At 53.0% G+C, this 19,849-nt stretch carries 14 protein-coding genes; 2 read left to right on the plus strand and 12 right to left on the minus strand.

From position 1 onward, the window contains the following. The first annotated feature begins 9 nt into the window (after window positions 1-9). Both ABSH60_RS21410 and ABSH60_RS21415 read left to right on the plus strand, forming a co-directional pair. A complete protein-coding gene (locus tag ABSH60_RS21410; RefSeq protein WP_390976044.1) occupies window positions 10-1,281 on the plus strand; it encodes an aminotransferase class III-fold pyridoxal phosphate-dependent enzyme in 1,272 nt (423 codons plus the stop codon). Window positions 1,282-1,536: 255 nt separating this feature from the next. Continuing rightward, window positions 1,537-2,178: a hypothetical protein gene (locus ABSH60_RS21415; RefSeq protein ID WP_390976046.1), complete on the plus strand. Its 642-nt coding sequence runs from the start codon at window positions 1,537-1,539 to the stop codon at window positions 2,176-2,178. A 31-nt stretch (window positions 2,179-2,209) separates the two neighbouring features. On the opposite strand, the gene ABSH60_RS21420 is transcribed toward ABSH60_RS21415, so the two are convergent. The 12 genes from ABSH60_RS21420 to ABSH60_RS21475 all read right to left on the minus strand — a co-directional run bounded on the left by ABSH60_RS21420 (window position 2,210) and on the right by ABSH60_RS21475 (window position 19,533). Continuing rightward, a complete protein-coding gene (locus tag ABSH60_RS21420; protein ID WP_136376956.1) occupies window positions 2,210-2,887 on the minus strand; it encodes a GntR family transcriptional regulator in 678 nt (225 codons plus the stop codon). A 116-nt stretch (window positions 2,888-3,003) separates the two neighbouring features. Next, complete coding sequence (gene tssG, locus ABSH60_RS21425) at window positions 3,004-4,062, minus strand: type VI secretion system baseplate subunit TssG (RefSeq protein ID WP_390976048.1); 1,059 nt, start codon at window positions 4,060-4,062, stop codon at window positions 3,004-3,006. Beyond that, the gene (tssF, locus tag ABSH60_RS21430) at window positions 4,026-5,801 is read right to left on the minus strand and encodes a type VI secretion system baseplate subunit TssF (protein ID WP_390976050.1); all 1,776 of its coding nucleotides are present in this window, start codon (window positions 5,799-5,801) and stop codon (window positions 4,026-4,028) included. The genes tssG and tssF overlap by 37 nt, the downstream gene beginning before the upstream one ends. A 13-nt stretch (window positions 5,802-5,814) precedes the next feature. Then, window positions 5,815-8,913, minus strand: a complete 3,099-nt coding sequence (locus ABSH60_RS21435; RefSeq protein WP_390976052.1) for an ImcF-related family protein — start codon at window positions 8,911-8,913, stop codon at window positions 5,815-5,817. A 2-nt stretch (window positions 8,914-8,915) separates the two neighbouring features. Then, window positions 8,916-10,343 (minus strand): hypothetical protein, encoded by a 1,428-nt coding sequence (locus ABSH60_RS21440; RefSeq protein ID WP_390976054.1) that lies wholly within the window; start codon window positions 10,341-10,343, stop codon window positions 8,916-8,918. After that, window positions 10,343-10,600 carry a PAAR domain-containing protein gene (locus ABSH60_RS21445; RefSeq protein ID WP_113878377.1) on the minus strand — a complete coding sequence of 86 codons (258 nt, stop codon included), beginning with the start codon at window positions 10,598-10,600 and terminating at the stop codon, window positions 10,343-10,345. Before ABSH60_RS21445 ends, ABSH60_RS21440 begins: the two co-directional genes overlap by 1 nt. Further along, a complete protein-coding gene (locus ABSH60_RS21450; protein WP_390976056.1) occupies window positions 10,597-12,624 on the minus strand; it encodes a hypothetical protein in 2,028 nt (675 codons plus the stop codon). Before ABSH60_RS21450 ends, ABSH60_RS21445 begins: the two co-directional genes overlap by 4 nt. A gap of 3 nt (window positions 12,625-12,627) precedes the next feature. Next, complete coding sequence (locus tag ABSH60_RS21455; protein ID WP_390976058.1) at window positions 12,628-13,497, minus strand: hypothetical protein; 870 nt, start codon at window positions 13,495-13,497, stop codon at window positions 12,628-12,630. Window positions 13,498-13,499: 2 nt separating this feature from the next. Then, window positions 13,500-14,366, minus strand: a complete 867-nt coding sequence (locus ABSH60_RS21460; protein ID WP_390976059.1) for a hypothetical protein — start codon at window positions 14,364-14,366, stop codon at window positions 13,500-13,502. Between the two features lie 2 nt (window positions 14,367-14,368). After that, window positions 14,369-15,316 (minus strand): hypothetical protein, encoded by a 948-nt coding sequence (locus tag ABSH60_RS21465; protein WP_390976061.1) that lies wholly within the window; start codon window positions 15,314-15,316, stop codon window positions 14,369-14,371. Window positions 15,317-15,334: 18 nt separating this feature from the next. After that, window positions 15,335-17,836 carry a type VI secretion system tip protein VgrG gene (locus ABSH60_RS21470; protein ID WP_390976063.1) on the minus strand — a complete coding sequence of 834 codons (2,502 nt, stop codon included), beginning with the start codon at window positions 17,834-17,836 and terminating at the stop codon, window positions 15,335-15,337. A gap of 239 nt (window positions 17,837-18,075) precedes the next feature. Continuing rightward, window positions 18,076-19,533 carry a sugar porter family MFS transporter gene (locus ABSH60_RS21475; protein WP_390976065.1) on the minus strand — a complete coding sequence of 486 codons (1,458 nt, stop codon included), beginning with the start codon at window positions 19,531-19,533 and terminating at the stop codon, window positions 18,076-18,078. Window positions 19,534-19,849: the final 316 nt, after the last annotated feature.

Genomic DNA, 19,849 nt, shown 5'->3' on the forward strand with positions numbered 1-19,849 from the left:
GGCCAGCGGATGCTGACTCAGCAACAGGTTTCAGAAGGCCGCAAGCAGTGGCTAGGCGGCGGTTATCGTTTGTTTTATCAGGAGCCTCTGCACGTGGTGCGTGCAGAGGGTGTCTGGCTGTATGACAGCGAAGGCCGTCGTTATCTCGATGCGTATAATAACGTGGCGTCGGTGGGGCATTGTCATCCGGCGGTGGTTGAGGCGATTGCGGCGCAGGCCGCGCAGCTCAACACACATACCCGCTATCTGAGCGATGCCATCGTCGAGTTTGCCGAAGATTTTCTGACCGAGTTTCCGCCAGAGTTGCGCAGCCTGACCATGACCTGCACCGGCAGCGAAGCCAACGATCTGGCGCTGCGCGTTGCACGCCTGGTCACCGGCGGGCAGGGCATTCTGGTGACCCGCTGGGCGTATCACGGCGTCACCAGCGCGCTGGCTGAGCTGTCGCCTTCGCTCGGCGAAGGATTTATGCAGGGAAACACTGTCTGGCTGATTGACGCACCTGACACCTTCCGTCATCCGGGCGCGTTCGGCGCGGGTGTGGAAAGGGCGCTGGAGGAAATGAAGCAGGCCGGCGTAAAACCGGCGGCGCTGCTGCTGGACACCATTTTTTCCAGCGACGGAATATTCAGTCCGCCGCCGCAGGAGATACAGCGCGCTGTGGCACAGGTGCGCGCCGCCGGAGGATTATTCATCGCCGACGAGGTCCAGCCGGGGTTTGGCCGCACCGGCAGTTCGCGCTGGGGATTTGCCCGCTACGGCGTGCTTCCCGATCTGGTCAGCCTCGGCAAACCGATGGGTAACGGGCATCCGGTGGCCGGACTGGTTGGCCGACCGGAACTGTTCGCGGAGTTTGGCCGTCGTCAGCGTTATTTCAACACCTTCGGCGGCAATCCGGTGTCATGCCGGGCGGCGCATGCGGTTTTGCAGGTGTTACGGCGTGAGGCGTTGCAGCAAAACGCGCAGACAACCGGCGCATTGTTGCGTGAAGGATTGCAAAAACTGGCAGCGCGTTATCCGGTGATCGGCGATGTGCGCGGCGATGGGCTGTTCATCGGCGTGGAACTGGTGAGCGATCAGCGCAACACCCCGGCACCGGATCAGGCCGCGTACGTGGTCAACGCGATGCGGCGTAAACAGATTTTAATCAGCGCTACCGGCCCGTCGGCCAACGTACTGAAAATACGTCCGCCGCTGGTCTTTCAGCCGGAGCACGCGGCGCTGCTGCTGGAAACGCTGGCAGAGGTACTCGGGGAAGCCGCCCATGATCGCGCGCAATAAGTCGCCTTTGCAACGTTCGGGGTACGTTAAAATGAATGAGTTTATCAACTCATTCATTATTCCCTGTGCGGGATCTGTCTCAAAAAATATCTGATATGAAAATAATAATTCCATTATTTTCTGTATAATAACTTCTCTGGAATAAGTTAATGAAGTATTCCTTATTCAGTTTTTCTTATTTAGCTATATGTTTTAGCTATGTTGCCAATGAATAAAAATAATTGTGTGAATGTATATTTTTAAAAGGAGAGAGAAATGTCTGTTCAGGAGTTTAATCGTTTTCGCTGCCGTCAGTCCGAATTACAAACTCAGGGGGGATTTTGCTGCGGGCTCAGTGTGGCTCTGGTGTCGCATATTCTTGATTGCGCTGACGGGGCAGACACTTCCCTGACGCCCAGGCAAGTGTTTGATTACGCTGAGGAGTATCTGAGTGCGGTACGGGCGTCGGGGAATATTTTAGATAATACAATCCCACCAGGGTTTCAGGATTTTCGCCAAAGAATTTTCCATCTGCAAAGCCAATATTCACGATGTATTCTTCCCGAGAAACCCTTTGTAAGGGGATGTGGTCTGGTATTACTGGTTTTATCTGTCGGAGAAATTAACAAGCGCAGAGATAATTGCGCCTATTTAAAACGCAGCTCATATCCGATGAATCACATGGGCATCGCATTTTATGGTACCGGCGATGAAATCTTTATTTTCGATCCAAATACAGGGGGAATGATAATTCGCTGGAATGAGGATGTGTTTACTCCAACGGTGATCCACGCTGTCGATAATGGTTTGCAGAAAATGTACAAAATGTATGACCGTTTACAGGGTACGCGTACCGCCAATGTGGTGCTCACAGGAATGCTTTCCGAGCACCACATGCCTTACGGAGATCTGTTGTAACCGCTAAATCAGCTCGCTGATCGCGGTGCTGTTACTCAAACCCTTCACGACTGGCCGCCAGGAATTCGACCATTTTCTGGCTGCCGTCGAGAATATCTTCCTGAATCGCCCGTTTCGCCGCCGCGCCATCACCTTTACGCAACGCCAGCAAAATCTCCTGATGATGCTCGATAGCCATACGCTGGGAAAAATGGGCGTAAGCCTGAGCAATCAACGGGCCGGTGCGCATCCATAAGCTGTCGATGAAATTACTCAGCAACGGCATCCGCGCACTTTCTGCCAGCATCAGATGAAACTCGCTGTTCAGGCGCAGGGCTTCGGGTAAATCTTCGTTGCTGATGGCGTTGCGGTTGGCCTCAATGTTTTGCGTAATGCGCTCTAACTCATAGACGGTCACCGACTGCGCCGCTTTCTCCGCGCCGAGGCCTTCCAGCTCGAGGCGCAACGTACGAATTTCATGATATTGCTGCTCATCAAGCTGCGGCACGCGGATATCTTTTGGCGTGCGCATTTCCAGGGCCTGCTCTTTTGCCAGCTGTAAAATCGCATCACGCACCGGCGTGACGCTGGTGCCCACCTGCTCAGCCAGTTCGCGGATGCGCAGACGATCGTTAGGTTTCAGACGGCCGGTAATCAGGGCTTCGCGCAGCGTGGCATACACGCTGCTGCCCAGGTAGGCGTGGTTAATCGAGCTGATGGGATAATTCAAATGTTCACCGTAGCAATAGAGTGCGCGCACCCGGAATAGAGAAGAAACCGTCGGCGATGAGTATACAACATGATGCATCAAATGTGATGGGTGTGAGGCAGCTTCTGCCTCATCACCTATTGACTGCGGATTTGCCCCAGTTTCATTTTCACCCGCTCTGGCATTTCTTCCAGATTATCCTCACGTAAACCCATTACGACGTTATATCCCATCAGTAACCAAGGGTCGCCGAGACGTGGCAACGGAGCCAGTTCCATCGGAATAGTGAGTGTCAGGCTGGCATCGTAATCACACCCCAGGTACACGCGTAGCAGTGTAAACACATCCTCCCGCAGTTGGCCGCCGGGTAACCAGCTTTTGGCTTCCGCCGGATCTTCTGTAAACATCTCCACGCCAATGCAGTAGTTGGCATCGGATGACATGCTGCCAAGTACCAGATGATCCCCCAGCCGTTGTTGTTCTGAAAAAGAGAACCTTGCCCGTTTTCCGGCGGGCATCCGCGTGACCTTATGCGGTTTAACAATGACGCGAGTGTTGGGTGCCTGCGTGCGGATCACGCTGACTATGCCTTCCGCTGTGCGGGTGGTTCTGACCAGCGGTTGAAGTAACGCCAGTAACCGCGAGGCGGGCACGTCGCCGCTGTCGGTGATACCGGTCAGGGCCATCAGGCTGCGCGACGTTTTGTCGGTACCGCCGTTTTCAAAGGTGGCCGGATAGCTGTACTTTCGCCAGATACGGTAAAACTGCGTCATCATCCGGTGGTTGAAGATGTCTAAAAAGGCTTCCATCGCTTCATGGCCTTCACGCCGCTGGGTGATGTCATCGATATAGCTGGTCGGGAGCGGCGAATCCACGCCGTACAGTCCCATAAAGGTGGTGCGCACCGTCGGCGGCGCGTCCGGGCGTTCCGCATTCGTCTCCACCGCTTTTAGCTCGCTGACCGGAAAACCCATCCCCGGATGCGGACGAAAACGCACCGCGTCGTTTTTCGGCGAAAAGGTGCTGCCGATCGGTTTGTTATCCGAGAGCTGTTTCTCCAGCAGCTGGCAGAAACGGTAGAAGTTAAACGCATGCGCCCGGTCGTTGCCTTCACTGTCTTGCCAGAATTCTTTCAGGCGCTTTTCGTTATCTTTCATCATCAGAATAAAATCCGGGTTAAGCGTCGTTCCGGCCATGCCCATTGTGTCCCGGACTGACTGAGCGTCACCGTCAGCTGAATGAACCGGCGGATATCGGCGTACTGGGTGTAGAACTGCTCCAGAATTTCGCAAAACAGCAATGCATCGCCCGAACCACAGAACTGATGTTCATCCAATGTCACGCGGATGGCCACGCCGTGCCAGCCTTCGGCAGGGTAGTGAGACGGCGTATAGCTCACCTGTGTAATGCCCGCAATACGCCGCGCGTTGTCCGGGTCATGCGTCCAGTCCAGCAGGCTGAGCGCGTGACGCAGCGTGTCGATCTCCATCAGACCGGCGATGGCCTGCGGATGCAGCAGAGACAGCACCTGCCACTGATAAAGTTCAGCGGTCGGCGGGTAATGCGGCATAGTGGGACGCAAGCGGGTTGAACACTTCAGTTCAAGATTACCCAGGGCGGTTTCGCCGTCAAAGACGCTCTCCTGCAACGCCATGCGCGGCCAGGCGCCGTTGGTGCAGGTCATGTTCAGGCGCATCTTGAGCCCGTCCTGTTCCTCGTGCGTGCGCCCTCCGAGCATTAAAATGGTCTCGTTCAGGCCGGACGTCCCCCGGTACATGCGGGTGTGGTAATAACGGTCGGGCCAGTTTTTAGCGTATTTCAGCATGCCGCCTTTCTGACGAAACTGGCTGTAGGGCACGTAGCTGAATTCAGCGTTGTCTTCGGCGACCTCTGCCACGTCATTGACCGCATAAATCTCGGTATGGCCGTCGCTGAGCCGGTGAGGTCGCAGGCGGTAATCGCTGACTGCGGCAGTGACGCTCAGCGGCTGGGCCAGCAGGCGGAACAGGTTAATCACCGGCACACAGTGCATGCGGATGGCGTCCTGCGGCACGGCCAGATCGTATGGCCAGCGTTCGCTGAGCGTCACCTCGATATCAAAGGAGGTGGTGTCCGGCGGGAAGGTCAGGGCCTCGAGCCCACGCAGCTGCATAAAGAAATAACGCGCCAGTGAAGTGAAATACTCCAGCCACGGGCGCACCTCGCCGCACAGGGCCGGGCTGTCGCTCTCCGGCCAGATTGAGGCGTCGTTCTCTGCCTGCCAGCGCGGCAAAAACTGCACATCTGCCGGTTTCAGCTCAGTGGATTCCTGCCAGAACCGCACATTCACCCGCTTTACCTGACGGCTGAGGGCCAGATACAGCGCCGACTGCAGCACGCGGTCGCCGTTGAGATACAGGCTGATGTTCTGCCAGTCGGCGGGGCGAATTTCAATCAGTGCGGGAAGTGAGAACCGCAGCCGTAGTGCCTGCTGGCCTTCCTGCAGGGTGAATAACGAGACGGTTTCCAGCGAAAATGGATGGATTTCCAGATCCCGTACTGTGCGATACGCACAACGCTGGCGATCATTGCCGAGCTGTTGTGTAAAGAGCTCGCTTTCAGCGGGTAACAGCTCTTTCCGCACATGCAGATCCGGCGCGGCCGGTGTCAGTTCGACGATGGCCGTGGAGGGCAGGGTGCGGTTAATCACCGGCAGCAGATGCGAAAGCAGCGGCTCGGTCAGCTCGGGAATGTCATCGTCAATTTTCTGCCGCAGTTTCGCCATCATCAGCGAAAACCCCTGAAACAGCCGCTCGACGGAGTCATCACGGGGGACCGGGGTGCCGTCTAATCCCAGCGCGCGGCCCAGCTCCGGGAATTCTTGCGCAAACTCCAGCCCGGCTTCCTTCAGATAGCGCATTTCGCCGTCAAAATATTTTAAGAAATTGTCTTCCATGTCGGTGCCTGCGTTATCGGAAAATAGTATTGGGTAATCTGAAACCATCAAGTTTCAGCAGGCTGACCGGATCGTTACCGGCGATAAAGGCCAGGCGGTAATTGAGCGGCAGGCCGTCACCGGCGGTCCAGACCACCTGATAATGCGTGTCGTCCACCTGCGTGATGTTGGCCTTCTTCAGCAGCCGGTAAAATGCCCAGGTGCCAGGCGTGTCAAAATAGAGCCGCGCACCGGCACGGACGCTGGTCCACACCAGCGATGCACCGGGATAGTACGTGTCGCCCGGCCACTGAATGTCCTGCCATAACAGCATCTGATTGAAGTACACCAGCTTCTGGCCATCGATGTTCAGTTCGGTCTGCACCACGTCTCTGGCGGTGCCCGCCTGCAGCTTGAAACGAAATCCCCAACCCGTATCGTTAAGCGCGTGACCTAACCGGTCAATCTGGTTCAGCTTGCTGAGAAACGCGGCGTTCACCGTCAGCCCCGGCGGCAGTTTGTCGGCCTTCTGCCAGCGGTTGTCTTTGTACTCCAGCACGCCGTTAAGGTGTTCACGGACAAAACCGGCAATCAGGCCGGTCTGCGGGTTGATAAAATCGTTCAGCGCCGCCAGCGACGCGTCTTTCGGGCTGTCGGTGAACGGGAAGGTGTTATCGAATTCTTTGTGCCAGGTGGCGACAATCTCCTGCTGCCACTTTGCATCCATGCCTTTTACGCCGGTGGTCATCACGCCTTTCCATGTCTGGCTGAGCGGCGCCAAAAACAGCGCCTGTGCCATCGGTTGCCAGCCGCTGCCCAGCTGGATACGCAGACGGGCGGGCAACTCAGAAACCGCGTTATCGATCTGTGTCCCGCGAAATACCGACTGCGAGAGCGCCGCCGTACCGCCGGTGGCCGCTGACAGGTTGCGCATCTTGTCGCGCAGTGCGGCTGTTTGTGACCGCCAGCGCGATAGCGTAATACCGTTCCCTTTACTGGCACCGGTCGCCATTGAGACGATGCCGCCAAACACCGGCTGCAGGGCAGGGATCAGCTCACTGCGTCGTTCGTTCGGGCTGCCTGCCAGTCCCTGCCAGGCAAGCTGTTTCATCAGCGCTATCTGTGGCGACCGGCTGACGTCAGAAGCCAGTGCCAACTGCTCTGCCGGATTCGCCGCCGTATGCGCCTTCAGCTGGTTAAGCGTTTTCTGCCACGCGGTACCGTATTCGGCAAAATAGCGCGCCGTTAACCGTTCACCCAGTGCGGCGGGGGAGAGTGACGCTTCCACCTGATGCCCCGGCTCTGCCAGTACCCAACCAACCTGTTCCTGACGCTGGGTGACCAGTGCGGCTATCTCCGGCGCGATTGCGCCTTCGTACGCCTGGCGGGTAAAGCTGCCTGGTACTTCTGCCTCAAGGGTGAACATCCCGCCGGTCTCCTGACCGTCAAGCAGCTGCGTCAGCGACAAATCCGCGTAGTTGCGGGAGGTGCGGTAAATCAGGGAACCATAAAGTTTTTGTTCTGCATCCGCGCCGCTCATGGCGTTCAGCAAGGCCGCCCGCGCCTGCGTGACCGCCGCGCTGTCTGGGGTAATTTTCCAGTCATGATGCCGGGCAAACTGCGTGGCCACAAAATCGATATCCTGCGGCGCAACGTTTTTCAGCAACGGCGTCAGCTGCTGCGTTAAATAGCGCTGCGCCTCTGCGCCGGTGGTTTTGTCGGGCTGGGCCAGCATCAGGTAGGTTTTCAGGGCATCGTAGGAAGGCGTGGGTGATACCAGCGCCGCAATAAGCTGCCGCTGCGCCGGTTGAACGATAAGCCTGTGGGCCAGCGTCGAGTATCCCGGCCAGAGGGCAGGAAGCAGCGAATCCGTCACGTCCAGACCGAACCGGCGATACAGCGGCGTGCCCTGTTCCTGCTGAGCCAGTAAGGATTGCACCCTCTGTTGCAACGAAGACAAAACGGCAGGCGAGGGCGAAGTTTTTGCCTGCTGAACCAGCTCCATGCTGCCGGTCACCAGCCGGTAATTACTGATGCCGGACACGATTGTACCGATGGCCAATACCAGCATCGCGGTCGCGGCGCTCCACTTCGCCACTGTTCGCGCCGTTACCCCAACCGGACGACCGGCGCGGCTGTGAATGCCGGCAGACAATTCCCGCCAAACCGGAGAATCCGCGCGTTCATGCGGGCTGTACGCCCGTAACGTCAGCGCCGGTGAAAACGCCACGCCGTAAAGAGGCACCGGCCGGTAGCTGTTTAGCAGGGGTTTAAAGGCGTCTGTCCAGCCGGTCAGGCGGGCTTTTAAATCACTGGCCAGTTGCAGCAAAAACGCATGGCTCAGGTTTCCGCTGATTTGTGCCATGCCCTGTGCGCGAAGTTCAGGGAGCAGTGAATCGACAGAAGACGATAAAGACTCCGGTGTCAGCCTTTTGTTATCGAACACCCCGACCAGCTGCACCGGCCGTTCCGGTTGCGGCCAGGTCAGTTTACGCCGGTCCAGCAGATACACCGGCAGTTCCCAGCGCAGCCGGTGGCGGACGATTTCATAACCGCGAAGTACCGCGTCGGCCTGTTCCGCCTGAGTGTATTGCGCCTCATGGCTGACCCAGATCAGCGCATCGGCAGGGGCGTGAGGACGCAGACGGCGCAACGCCTGAAGATCTGCCGTATTGCCGCCCGCCGCCAGCGACCCGCCCCATAACAGCAGGGTATTGCCGACGGTCATCCAGCCAGATCCCGTCAGCCCCGGCGCGACCGCTTCAATATCCGTCGCATCGCCCATCACCAGCAGCCAGGAGAGTTTGCGTTTCCAGCGCAGGCCGTAGCGATACCTGAGGGCGGATTTTAACAGGCCAACATCAATGGACGCCTGAACGGGGCGCTCTGATTCTAAACCCGCCGGGGCGACTTTAGGGCGCACAGGAACCCGCCAACTGGCCGATGTGGTGACGAGGGTAAATGACAGGGCAATAAGCGCGACAATAAGCGTGATGACCAGAACGGTCATTAAAATGCCGGAGTGCTTTGAGGACGAAGAAAACACGCCGTATTGCCGGAACACACAGATAATCGCGACTGCAACGGCCAGCAGCAGGAACAGTATTCCCAGTGGCTTAATGAATTTCTTCACAATCAGCTTCCTTGCTGCGCAGAACGGATAAAGTGCGGCTCAAGCAGGCGATTTAACACGATCCGCAGGCCCACGGCGCTGCCAATCATTGTGACAACCAGTGTCAGGATCAGCGTGATCGCGCCCCAGAAAGAAAACAGCCAGTCCGGGAAGGCATTGCCGAGCGACCAGAACAACACCAGATTGAACAGTAGTGAAGCGACCAGGCATCCGGCAGGGTAGACATCGCGGGGTAACTGGCTGTGATAGTCAGCCTGAACCGGCGCTTTATTCCCGATAACAACTGCCCAGGCTGATCCTTCTGCGGCGGCCAATACCCACTGGCTGCCCTGACCGCGCGTAATCATATCAGCGGCGGCGCCGATCATCAGCCAGCCTGAAAGTGACCCATACATTCCGCAGCCTTTGTCGAAATCCAGCTGCCCGCCCATCGGGGCTTCTTTGCGCAGCGGTAATTTCAGGTCATGGACAACGGCATTGAGCTTCTGACGCAGGGTGTCGGTCAGCCCGGAGAACCACAGCAGGCGAAGAGACTCTGCCGGCTGCTGCGTCATGTCTCGCAGTTCCAGCAAATCTTCCGGCAGTGTTTTCAGATTTAGCGGCATGGCTCTGAAGAGCTGCGGGGCATTTGGTCTAAGCAAGTTGGCGGGGGAGAGCAGCAGGCCGGTGGCGATTTCGCTGAGAGGCTTTTCCTCCACGCCGTCGTAATACTGCATCGCAATAACGAGACAGGGCGTGTGTGCGTCTAAGCAGGTTCCCACAGTTTCCAGAGACGCCTGCGGGCGAACAGGGTTTACCTGTAACGAGTATCCGGGATAAAGCGTTTGCCAGAGCTCTTCGAGGTAGAGAACGTGTGTTTCGGTCACCTCCGTTTGCGTCTGCACATAGAGTCTGAACGTTACCTGTTTTGGCCGATTCAGCGTTTTAATGGCGTCTTGAAACGACGTCAGGATATGGCGGCAGATGACATCGAATCGATAAATACCCGGCGGCGCATCGTCCTCAGGAAACAGCAACACAGCAGACTCCTCGTTATCGCCTTCTGGACGGTAGAGGCCCGCGACCTGCGGGTATAAATCCAGATGGGTGGTGAAGTTCACGCTATCAACAATATGCAGATGCTGATGTGTCCAGTGTTGCCACGCAGCGTTTGTATTTGCCTGCCAGTGCGTCCAGCTGTAATACATCAGCGCACCGGCCTCCCATATCAGGAGATAAAGCGACAGGCACGACAGGATCCCAACCAACATGAAGCCGGTCAGCGGCAGATAATGCCCTGAAGACAACGGATACAATCCGGTTGATGGCGTATCGAGCACTACCCAGACTAAAGCGAGTGCAAAAGCCGTCAGGAAGATAAACACGCACACCCACGGTGACCACGCAGGTGGCTTTTGCTGAGGTTCAGCCTGAGGAACTGACCAGCCCATTATTCGAATCCTGCATCAGGGAAGCTGGCATACACTACCGACCCACATTCAGTTTTGCAGAGATGTACCACAATCCCTTTTCCCTGCTCCTCATAACCCGGCTCGCATTCGATAATGCGGTTCGGGCCGTGTTCAGGGCAGCTCACGCTGTCATTTAACAGTGCAGCATTTTTACCTTCGATTTCAAACGTCGATGAAGCAGAAATCACAGCACCGCCGTGGGAAGTTTTATCCCCGAGAACCACCACATTTTTCATGCGAGTTCTCTCTGCGGTTTCTGTGCCCGGACTAACGCGAGATTGTCAGCCTCGGCCTTTTTCACCGCCGCGTCATAACGTTGCTGGGCATCGGCATCCACGTCTTTACGGATAATAGGTGGCAGCGGTGGCGGAGTGAATGTACCTGTTTTGTAATATGGGTCTGAACCTCTTTGTGTCCAGTCAGCCATATCTCGCAGCATCTGCATCTGTGTTTCGTTTTGTCCGATGTTACAGAATCCAATTGGCAAGTCGTAGGCCAGCACCTGCTGAAGGAACAACGGGTTCTGGGGTAAATCACTGTGGTCGGCAGGCCGGGAAATATACTGGCTTATGCGCGAGCGCATATGCTCAACGCTTTCCCTGTCAACATTCCGTTTATCATAGGGAGAACCAGAGTCTGGCGGAACAGGGAAGGTTTTGCGCTCATTGAAGCCATAGAGTTTGATGTAATATTTGTAGGTATTGTCGTTGAAGCCCTTTGAAGACGGATCTTTTTTCCCCCATCCGTAGCCATAATCGTCGTAGTCTTTGTCGGCCAGATAGATTCCATTTTTAGCTAAGTCAGCGGGTAAATCTTTAATATGTTTACGGTCTGTATCGAAATCAGCCAGCTGCTCCGCAGTTATTGGCAGAGGGACCTGTTCGGCATTGATGAACAGCTTTTGGTTTGGGTCCGGATTAGGCCATGCCTGGCGACTAAACACAGAATCATTACTGTCCCAGAATGTCTTACCGCCATTCGGCTTCCAGTCCCTGCTCATATCTGGCAACGTACCGAACGGTGTTTGCGGATTCGGTGCTTCGCCACAAGCCATATTACGGGCGAGCATGCGCACAAAAAGTGAGTTTTTCGGCACCATCGCAAAGACAGGGTGCGGCTGGGTATAGTTGCTGGCTTTCGTATTGGGAAGCCCTTGCCAACCAATACTCAATAAGGGTGACGATCCCATTACCCGGTCATGTGGGCTGCAATAAATATACGTGCGTCCGTGATTGTCCCGCTCAGGAACATTCGGATTGGAAGTTTTCCCATCCGGTTGCCAGTTCTTGCACGCACCATCAACACCACAGACGAGTTTCTTCGGGTTGGCGTTCTTAAGCCGGTCCTTATTTTCAGCCACTTTGCCGACAATGTCAGCAAAGGTGACGCGCCTCGCGGCTTCAGAAATACATTCCGCTAACGGATAGGAGAGATAGTCCATCCCCTTACTTTCCAGACAGAGCGGTGAATTCATCACAAAGAGTGCATCAGGCGCGGCGCCCTCCATTGCCGCCGCTGCGGTGGCAATCATAGTGCCCTGACTGTGAGATATAACGGTGACGGTATCCGTCGGGCTGAGTTCACGAATTTTCTTCACTAAATTTGCCAGTCGTTCGACTGCATGGGCGTAGTATTCACGCGGCGGTGCATTTGCCAGAAGCCGGTCCGTTTCTTCATTGATAAACTGCGTACTGAAAGGGATCGGGATTTTATTCACCCATTTGCTGAAGCCATATTTGCTCCACAGCGAATACAGTGAAGTACAGCCGTTTTGGAAAGGACCTCCGCCCCAGAAAAAACGGTCGTCACTATTCTTAATTTGTTCATCTGTAAGATCTGTATAGCTATCACCTAAAGCTGTTCTCAGTGGGATGGCAAAATCATTTTCATTACCTGGTTTTGCTGAGTATCCCCAGTAAAAACGTATAACAGGTGAACGGCCTTTAGTAATGATTTTAACTGGAAATGTACTGTCTTCATTGTATGAGTTAAGTGTTAAGGCGAATTGAGAGCCTTCCAGTCCCAGGCGTTGGTTAAGGCCTTCACAAAGATATTGTTCGGCTGTTTTGTACCATTCACCTTCTGAGTTTACGCCGTGAACAAAGATAACCAAGCCTGGGAGTTGGATACCTTTTCTTACCTCCCCTCGAACACAAACATTTTGCGGACTCATAGTACTTCTGGCTTGTTGAATACCATTAGGAGTCGTTTCACTATTTAGTAAACGAGTAGGCTGATCATGATTATATGATCCCGACATAAGTCATCCTTGATTTTTTTGCTGAGAAGATAGGGATGTAGTGTTGCAGCTAAATTTGCTGCTACCTAAATTACTTGTTTGAATATCGGGAAGCTTTTCGGTGAACGGTGAGTTATTAAGAGTATGAAATAAAGCTAGAGACTTAACACCTAGTTCATCAACCTGTGCTTCAGTGTAATGATATTTATTAGTTAGCCTACGATCGTAATATCCCATTGGATTTTCTTTAACTAATACATCTTCAGGTACACCTAACTTCAACATCCCTTTGTAAAATTCATCTTGGATCCAGGCTTGCCTTACGTTATAAAACTCGCCATTGCTATTGATTGCATACTTATCAGTAGATGGATATAGGTTGCTTTTGAAGTAAATTGCATCATCAGTCACAACGATTGTGTAATTTTTAGAGCTTGAGCTATTAATTGCACCAAATTTAATATCACTAAATTTTTTGCCGCCATCGATACTGGCTGACAAAATGCTGTAAGCACAGCCTCTGAGCGGGTCGCCGCATGCATCGTTATCACCACGAACAAATGGCAGAGCCAGTGTGTCATCATTTTTGGCTGCCCAGATAAACTTGCCTTTGTAGTTCATTGCTCCTTTAGAAAGGAACCAAAGCTTCGTTTTTATCTGCTTGTTATCATTGTGATAATAAATGGAACCATCATCGCAGTTCGAATAATCCTCCAGAGTGAGATAGCGATTTTTATCGATACGATAAATCACCTGTGGTGGGTTATGGATGGGTTGTACTGCCCGCTTTTCTGGCTGCGTGGATGTTTGCACTGGAGGGGATGTCACGGCACAGCCATTAAGGCTGGTCAGTGAAACCACTAATGCACCTGCGAGTAAAGTCAGCTTTTTCATGGTCATCCTTGATTTTTAGTTTGTTGAGGCTCTAAATCGAGTTCACAACTAAAGTGAGTTGTAATCTGAGAGGATGGCTTCAGGTCAGGAATTACATCCTCGGGTGTTTTATTTCTTATGTCATAATATATTATGCTTATTTTACTACCAAGTTCAGAAAGTTGTTCGGCCGTATAAGAATATTTTGTTGATAACAATCTACCACTTATACCTAAAGGGTTTTCCTTATCTAATACATCTTGAGGGATACCTATCGTCAGCATTTTTTTGTAAAAAATATCGTTTATTAAAACCTCTCGTGGCTGTATGAATGCACCTGTACTATTGACAATGTATTTATCAGCGGTATACCCTTCATTTTTGATATAGATAGCGTCATCAGTCAAAACGATTGTGTAATTTTTAGAGCTTGAGCTATTAATTGCACCAAACTTAATATCACTAAATTTTTTCCCACCATCTATACTGGTTGACAAGATACTATAAGCACAGCCTCTGAGCGGGTCGCCGCATGCATCGTTATCACCACGAACAAATGGCAGAGCCATTATGTCGTCATTTTTGGCTGCCCAGATAAACTTCCCTTTATAGTTAATTGTTCCCTTGGAAAGGAACCAGAGTTTAGTTTTTATCTTCTTGTTATCATTGTGATAATAAATTGAGCCATCATCACAATTCGAATAATCCTCCAGCGTGAGATAGCGATTTTTATCGATACGATAAATCACCTGTGGTGGGTTATGGATGGGTTGTACTGCCCGCTTTTCTGGCTGCGTGGATGTTTGCACCGGAGGCGGTGTCACGGCGCAGCCATTCAGGCTGGTCAGTGAAAATACTAATGCACCTGCGAGTAAAGTCAGCTTTTTCATGGTCATCCTTGATTTTTTGGCTGAGTCGGTATCAGTGCGGCATTGCAAGTAAATTCACTACTTATTGATTTACCGATCTTTTCATCAGGTAATTTCTCTAAAGTCGGTGAGTTATTGAGTTGGTTTAACAACGTATGAGCCTTTACATCAACTTCATGAATTTGAATATCAGAGTAATCGTGGAATGCTTTTAGCCAAGAAGGTATATAACCTACTCGGTTATTTGCTAAAACATCTTTTGGCACCCCGAACTTCAACAAGCCTTTATAAAGCTCATCCTGGACCCAGACTTTCCTTACATTATAAAATTTACCATCTGTATCTACTGAAAATTTATCAGTAGGATATTTGTCTCTTTTGGTGTAGATAGCGTCATCGGTAAGAAAAACCGTGTACTCTTTAGAGTTTGAGCTATTACTTGCATCGAATGTTATATCACTAAATTTCACCCCCCCATCGTTACTGGCTGACAGAATGCTATAAGCACAGCTTCTGAGAGTGTCACTACAATGATCGTTGCCGCCTCTCACTAAAGGAAAAGCCAGCATGTTGTCGCTCTTCGCTGCCCAGATGAATTTTCCTTTGTAATTCATTACGCTTCGCGATGAGACAGCTAGTGGTAATTTTATATTTTTTTCATCATTATGAAAAAATATCTGACCATTGTCGCAATGGGTATACTTTTCAAGCGTGATATAGCGTTTTTTATCAATACGATATATCACCTGTGGCGGCCCATAAGTTTTTTCGGCCAATAGCTCTTTCTGTAGTGCTTCTTTCTTTAATTCTGCTTGCCTTTCATTATATTCTCGAGCCTGACGAGCTTCCGCTATTCCGGAAAAAGGGTTGCCTATAATGAGGCCTCCCCAGGGGCCAACAGCACAACCTGTCACACTTATCACGGCAGAAAGACTGAGCGCGTTGATGATTAATTTAGTTATTTTTTTCATATTCTTTCCTTGAAATCCTTATTCGCCATCCAGTAACGAAATGACCATATCCTGTGCGGCTTGTGATTGAGTGAGAGAGGTCATGCCTTTTTCATCAGTCAGCCCTTCAATGATCTGTCCATCATCAAGTGTGATTTTATATTTCTGGGAAGCCAGTGGCTTGCCGTTGAGCGGATGAGTAACGACAAATCCTTCATTGAACTGTTCGGGCTCGAACGATTTCATCGCACTCTGCATGCTGGCCGAGCCTTGCTTGACGATGCCGCCATTTTTCACCAGCAGTTTCCCCGGCCCCCCAATCTCAACGTTCCCACCTTTCAGCTTGATATAGGCTCCGCCGCAAACCAGAACCAGCTCGTCCTGTGCTGTCACCGTCATTTTTTTTCCACTGGCAATATGCGTATCGTCCGTTGACCAGGTGGTGAATTTCCCGCCCTGTGCCTGAACGTCGATGTCGCCTTTGGCGGCAAACATTTTGGTGCCCTGACGGCTGTAGAGGCTGATTTGATCACCGGCCGCGACGGTGAATTTCTTCGTCGCGCCGATATCCACCTGCTTACCGGCGGTCAGCGTCAGGCTGTCTTCTGCGTACAGCTGCATGCTGTCACCGCTGACAATCCCGACGCCTTTTGGCGCGCTGAGCAGTAAAACGGCCTGCTGGAGCTTGTCGAGTTTCTGCTGTAACAACGCCTGTTGCCGGTCGATATCAGCGGCTAATGCCTGGGCCTGTTGGGCACTGGCCGACAGACTCTGCATTTCTACCATCGCACTGGAAAGCAGCGCTTTGGCCTGCTGCATATCCAATTGCTGACCACCGGCGGAAGCCTGCACGTCGGCGGAAATAAATACGCCTTTACCGCCGCGAACGGCCACCCAGTCGTCGGTGCGCAGCTCGGCGCCGTGACCACGATCTTTACGCTTGTCATCGACCAGCGCACCCAGGTTCAGCTGGCTTTTGCCGCTGGCCGGTGTGGAAAGCTTGATGTGTTCCTTGCCGCGCGTGTCATCTAGTCGGAGCTTGTTATTAGCCGGAGTGCGTATGACGTTCCGCTTGTAATTAGGTAACGCCACATGATCCGGGTGCATTGAATCATGCAGTGCACAGGCGATATAAGGCCGGTCAACGTCACCATTTTCGAACGCAATTGCCACGCCGGTGGAATCCAGCATCAGCATATGGAAGCCGTAAGTATCACCGGAATAGGGTTTAGCCAGGCGCAGCCAGCAGCTCTCAAAGCCTTTCTGCCATTCGGTGCGGTCGAAACCAAACTGGGCGCGGTACAAACCGTCGGCGTTGATGTGGGCGTAAGGTTCGTCCGGATGCGCGCTGGAGATGCGGGCAGGCAGCGTGCCGGTGACGGTCGGCCACGGCAGCAAGGCTGGGCGGTACGGATGCCGGGTATTACGCGGAACGGCGGTGAAGGTGACGAAGTACGCCGTATCGCGGGCGACGTTTGTAGAGTTCGTGGAGACTATCAGCAGGCCGTCCGGCGCTTCAGGCCAGTCTTTGCCGGGCGTGGTGATAACCATCCCCGGACGCAGCGTCATGCAGTTGGACTTGCCCTCAAAGGTGATTTGCTCACTGAGGTAGCGCTCCTGACGGCGCTTCGCGTACCACATGCCCTGGCCGGGCTCGCTGCTGAATTCCTTGCCCGGCTCGGGATAGTACTCACCCCAGCGGTAATCTTCGGCAACCAGCGCCGGATAGTCCGGATTGGTTTCCGTCGTGCAGGTCATATCGCTCTGCGCAGCGGGGTAATAGTCGTCGTTAACCGTCACAGATTTCGGGATAGATTTACGGCTGACCGACATCTCCCACACTGATTCCAGGCCGCCGTCGAACATGCCCGCCGGGTTGCGGAACGGGATGGCAACGGATTCAGGCCAGGCGTAGGAATGGTCGGCCAGCACCATGACGTCGCAGTTGTTCTCTTCGTCATATTCGAAGAAGTAGGAGATACCGCTGTCTGCCAGGCGGCGCGCAATGTGGGCGTACTCACTTTCGCCGAACTGCATCATGAATTTTTTCAGCGGATACTGATCATTGAGCGCAAACCGAAAATCCAGCCGGTCCATGTTGTAACGCAGGAAGGTATTTTCGGTCATGCTGATGACGCTGTCGTTCTGGTAAATCGCGTTATTGCTGCCCTGATTTAACCGGGTGACGCGGTGTTCCAGCGTGACGGTGTAGCGGGTTTCATCAGCAGAGGTCCCGCACTGGCGGAACTGCGTAATAACGCCGGGGATAATACGCGGCTTAACTGATTCCCACGGCTTGCCGTCGGGGTACATCAGGAACAGCGCGGAATAGTTGATGATGTGCTGAGCGGGAATGTCTTTCACCGCGCTGGTGAACTCAATTTCATAGCGCAGAATATCGCTGATGGCCTCGCTGCCGCTGAACTTGAGCACCGAAATATCGACGCCGGGCTGCTGAGATTCCAGCCGTTTAAATCTTAACTGGTAATGGTTGTGGATCGGTAATTGAGTGCCTGCAAGAATGTAATCCTGAATGCTCATTGTTTTAAGTCCCTTTTGAACAACTCATGTTGAACCCGGCATAGACAAAAATCCTTGTCCCCTGCGAATGATATGCTTCATTAAGTGAAATTTATAGAAAGAAAAGTCGGAAAATCACGAGTGGCAAAGATAAGTTTGTTGCGGTGATTTCATTGATTGAGAGGGGATATAAATGGAGATGTGTGCGTAATAAAAACTTTATAAATAGGAAGGCGCGTCCCTGCGCCGCTAAAAACGGATTAGCTGCCCGACGCCTCTGGTGCGGGTTCGTCCTGTAAGTTCTTTTTAAAATGTTTCTCTATCTGCTCCAGCGTTTTGCCCTGCGTTTCCGGGGCGAAAATGATCGCAAATATCCCGCCTGCGACGCCGATGGCGGCAAAGCAGAAGAAGGACATCGTCAGGCCTATGGATTCCAGCATGATCGGGAACATAAAGGCGATGGAGAAGTTGGTCATTTGCATGGCAAATACCGAAACTCCGTTAGCCATTCCGCGGATGCGCATCGGGAACATTTCTGACAGCAACAGCCAGGTCACCGGCGAAAGCGCGCCCTGCTGGAAACACAGGAACACCAGCATGCCGCCCAGCACCAGATAACTGCGCAGGGTATCCGGATGACCATTTACCGTTTCCGGCATCAGCCAGGTGATAAGGCCGATCGCCAGCAGGGTGCAGGTACAACCAATCTGACCGGTCAGCAGCAGCGGACGGCGCCCAAAACGGCTGAGCAGCATGATACCGACAAACGTCATGATCACCGAGATTACGCCGTTGGCGATGGTGGCGAGCAGCGAGGCGTTGGTGCTCAGCCCTGTGGCCTGCAACATGGTCGGCGCGTAGAACATGATGGTGTTCACGCCGGAAAGTTGTTGCAACATGGCGATACCAACCCCCAGAAATACCAGGCGCTTCATCCACACAGAAATGGTTTTCTGGCGGCGGGAATGCTTCTCGCTTTTGGAACTCATGGAGCTGCGGATTTCGCTCAGTTCTTTCTCCACTTTGCCCGCTTTACGGGTGCGTTCCAGCACGTCACGCGCTTCGCGATAGCGGCCATGCATGGCGTACCAGCGCGGTGTATCCGGCAGGAACAGCATCCCGACCCACAAAATAACCGCCGGGACGCAGGCGACACCCAGCATCCAGCGCCAGGTGGTTTCTCCGCCCCAGACTTCGTTAATCGCCGCATTACTAGTGTAGGCGATCAGCTGCCCGGAGACGATCATCAGTTCCTGCAAGGTCACAAACTGCCACCGGCGGTTCGAAGGTACGATTTCTGCGATATAAATCGGCACTATCGCCGCCGCACCGCCCACCGCCAGGCCCAGAATAAAGCGGAAGGTAATCATCAACACCACGTTCGGCGCCATGGCGCAACCCAGAGAGCCGAGCATGAAAATCAACGCCATCGCGAGGATGATTTTCTTACGCCCAAACCGGTCAGCAACCCGCCCGGCACATACGGCTCCCACCGCCGAACCGAGGATCAGGAAACTGGTGACCATCCCGGTCGTTAACGATGTCAGATGCAGGTCGTGCTTCATGAACAACAATGCACCGGCGATGACGCCGGTATCGTAGCCAAACAGTAACCCCCCTAATGTGGCAATAAAGGCAATCACTTTCACCAGTGGTTCAGTGGGTTGCGAGGCTTTCGCCGCCTCATTCCCGCTGCCGCTGTTTATTTTCTCAATCACAGACGCTCCCTAATCAATACTTTTATTATGGTTATTGTGTGACTTAGATCACACGCTATAAATCTAACTCAAAATCAGAATTTTGCAGGAAACCGGTGAAATGAATAAAAACGGGGAGTCGCAGGCGGTTTTTTGGCGGTCAAAAATGTCACTTTTTTGTGATGAAACATTCGTCAAAATTATGCGTTCAAACTAAAGAATCACTCTCAAAAATGTTCATCCGCAGGAAAAGATAATGGAGCCAATATTCTTACTCAAAAGTGAGTATCAGTGTGCGTTAGCTTGACATCCCACAAGGATGAATTTGCGTTAAGTG

The sequence above is a fragment of the Rahnella sp. R3(2024) genome (assembly GCF_042920125.1).
GTDB classification, from domain to species: Bacteria; Pseudomonadota; Gammaproteobacteria; order Enterobacterales; family Enterobacteriaceae; genus Rahnella; species Rahnella rivi.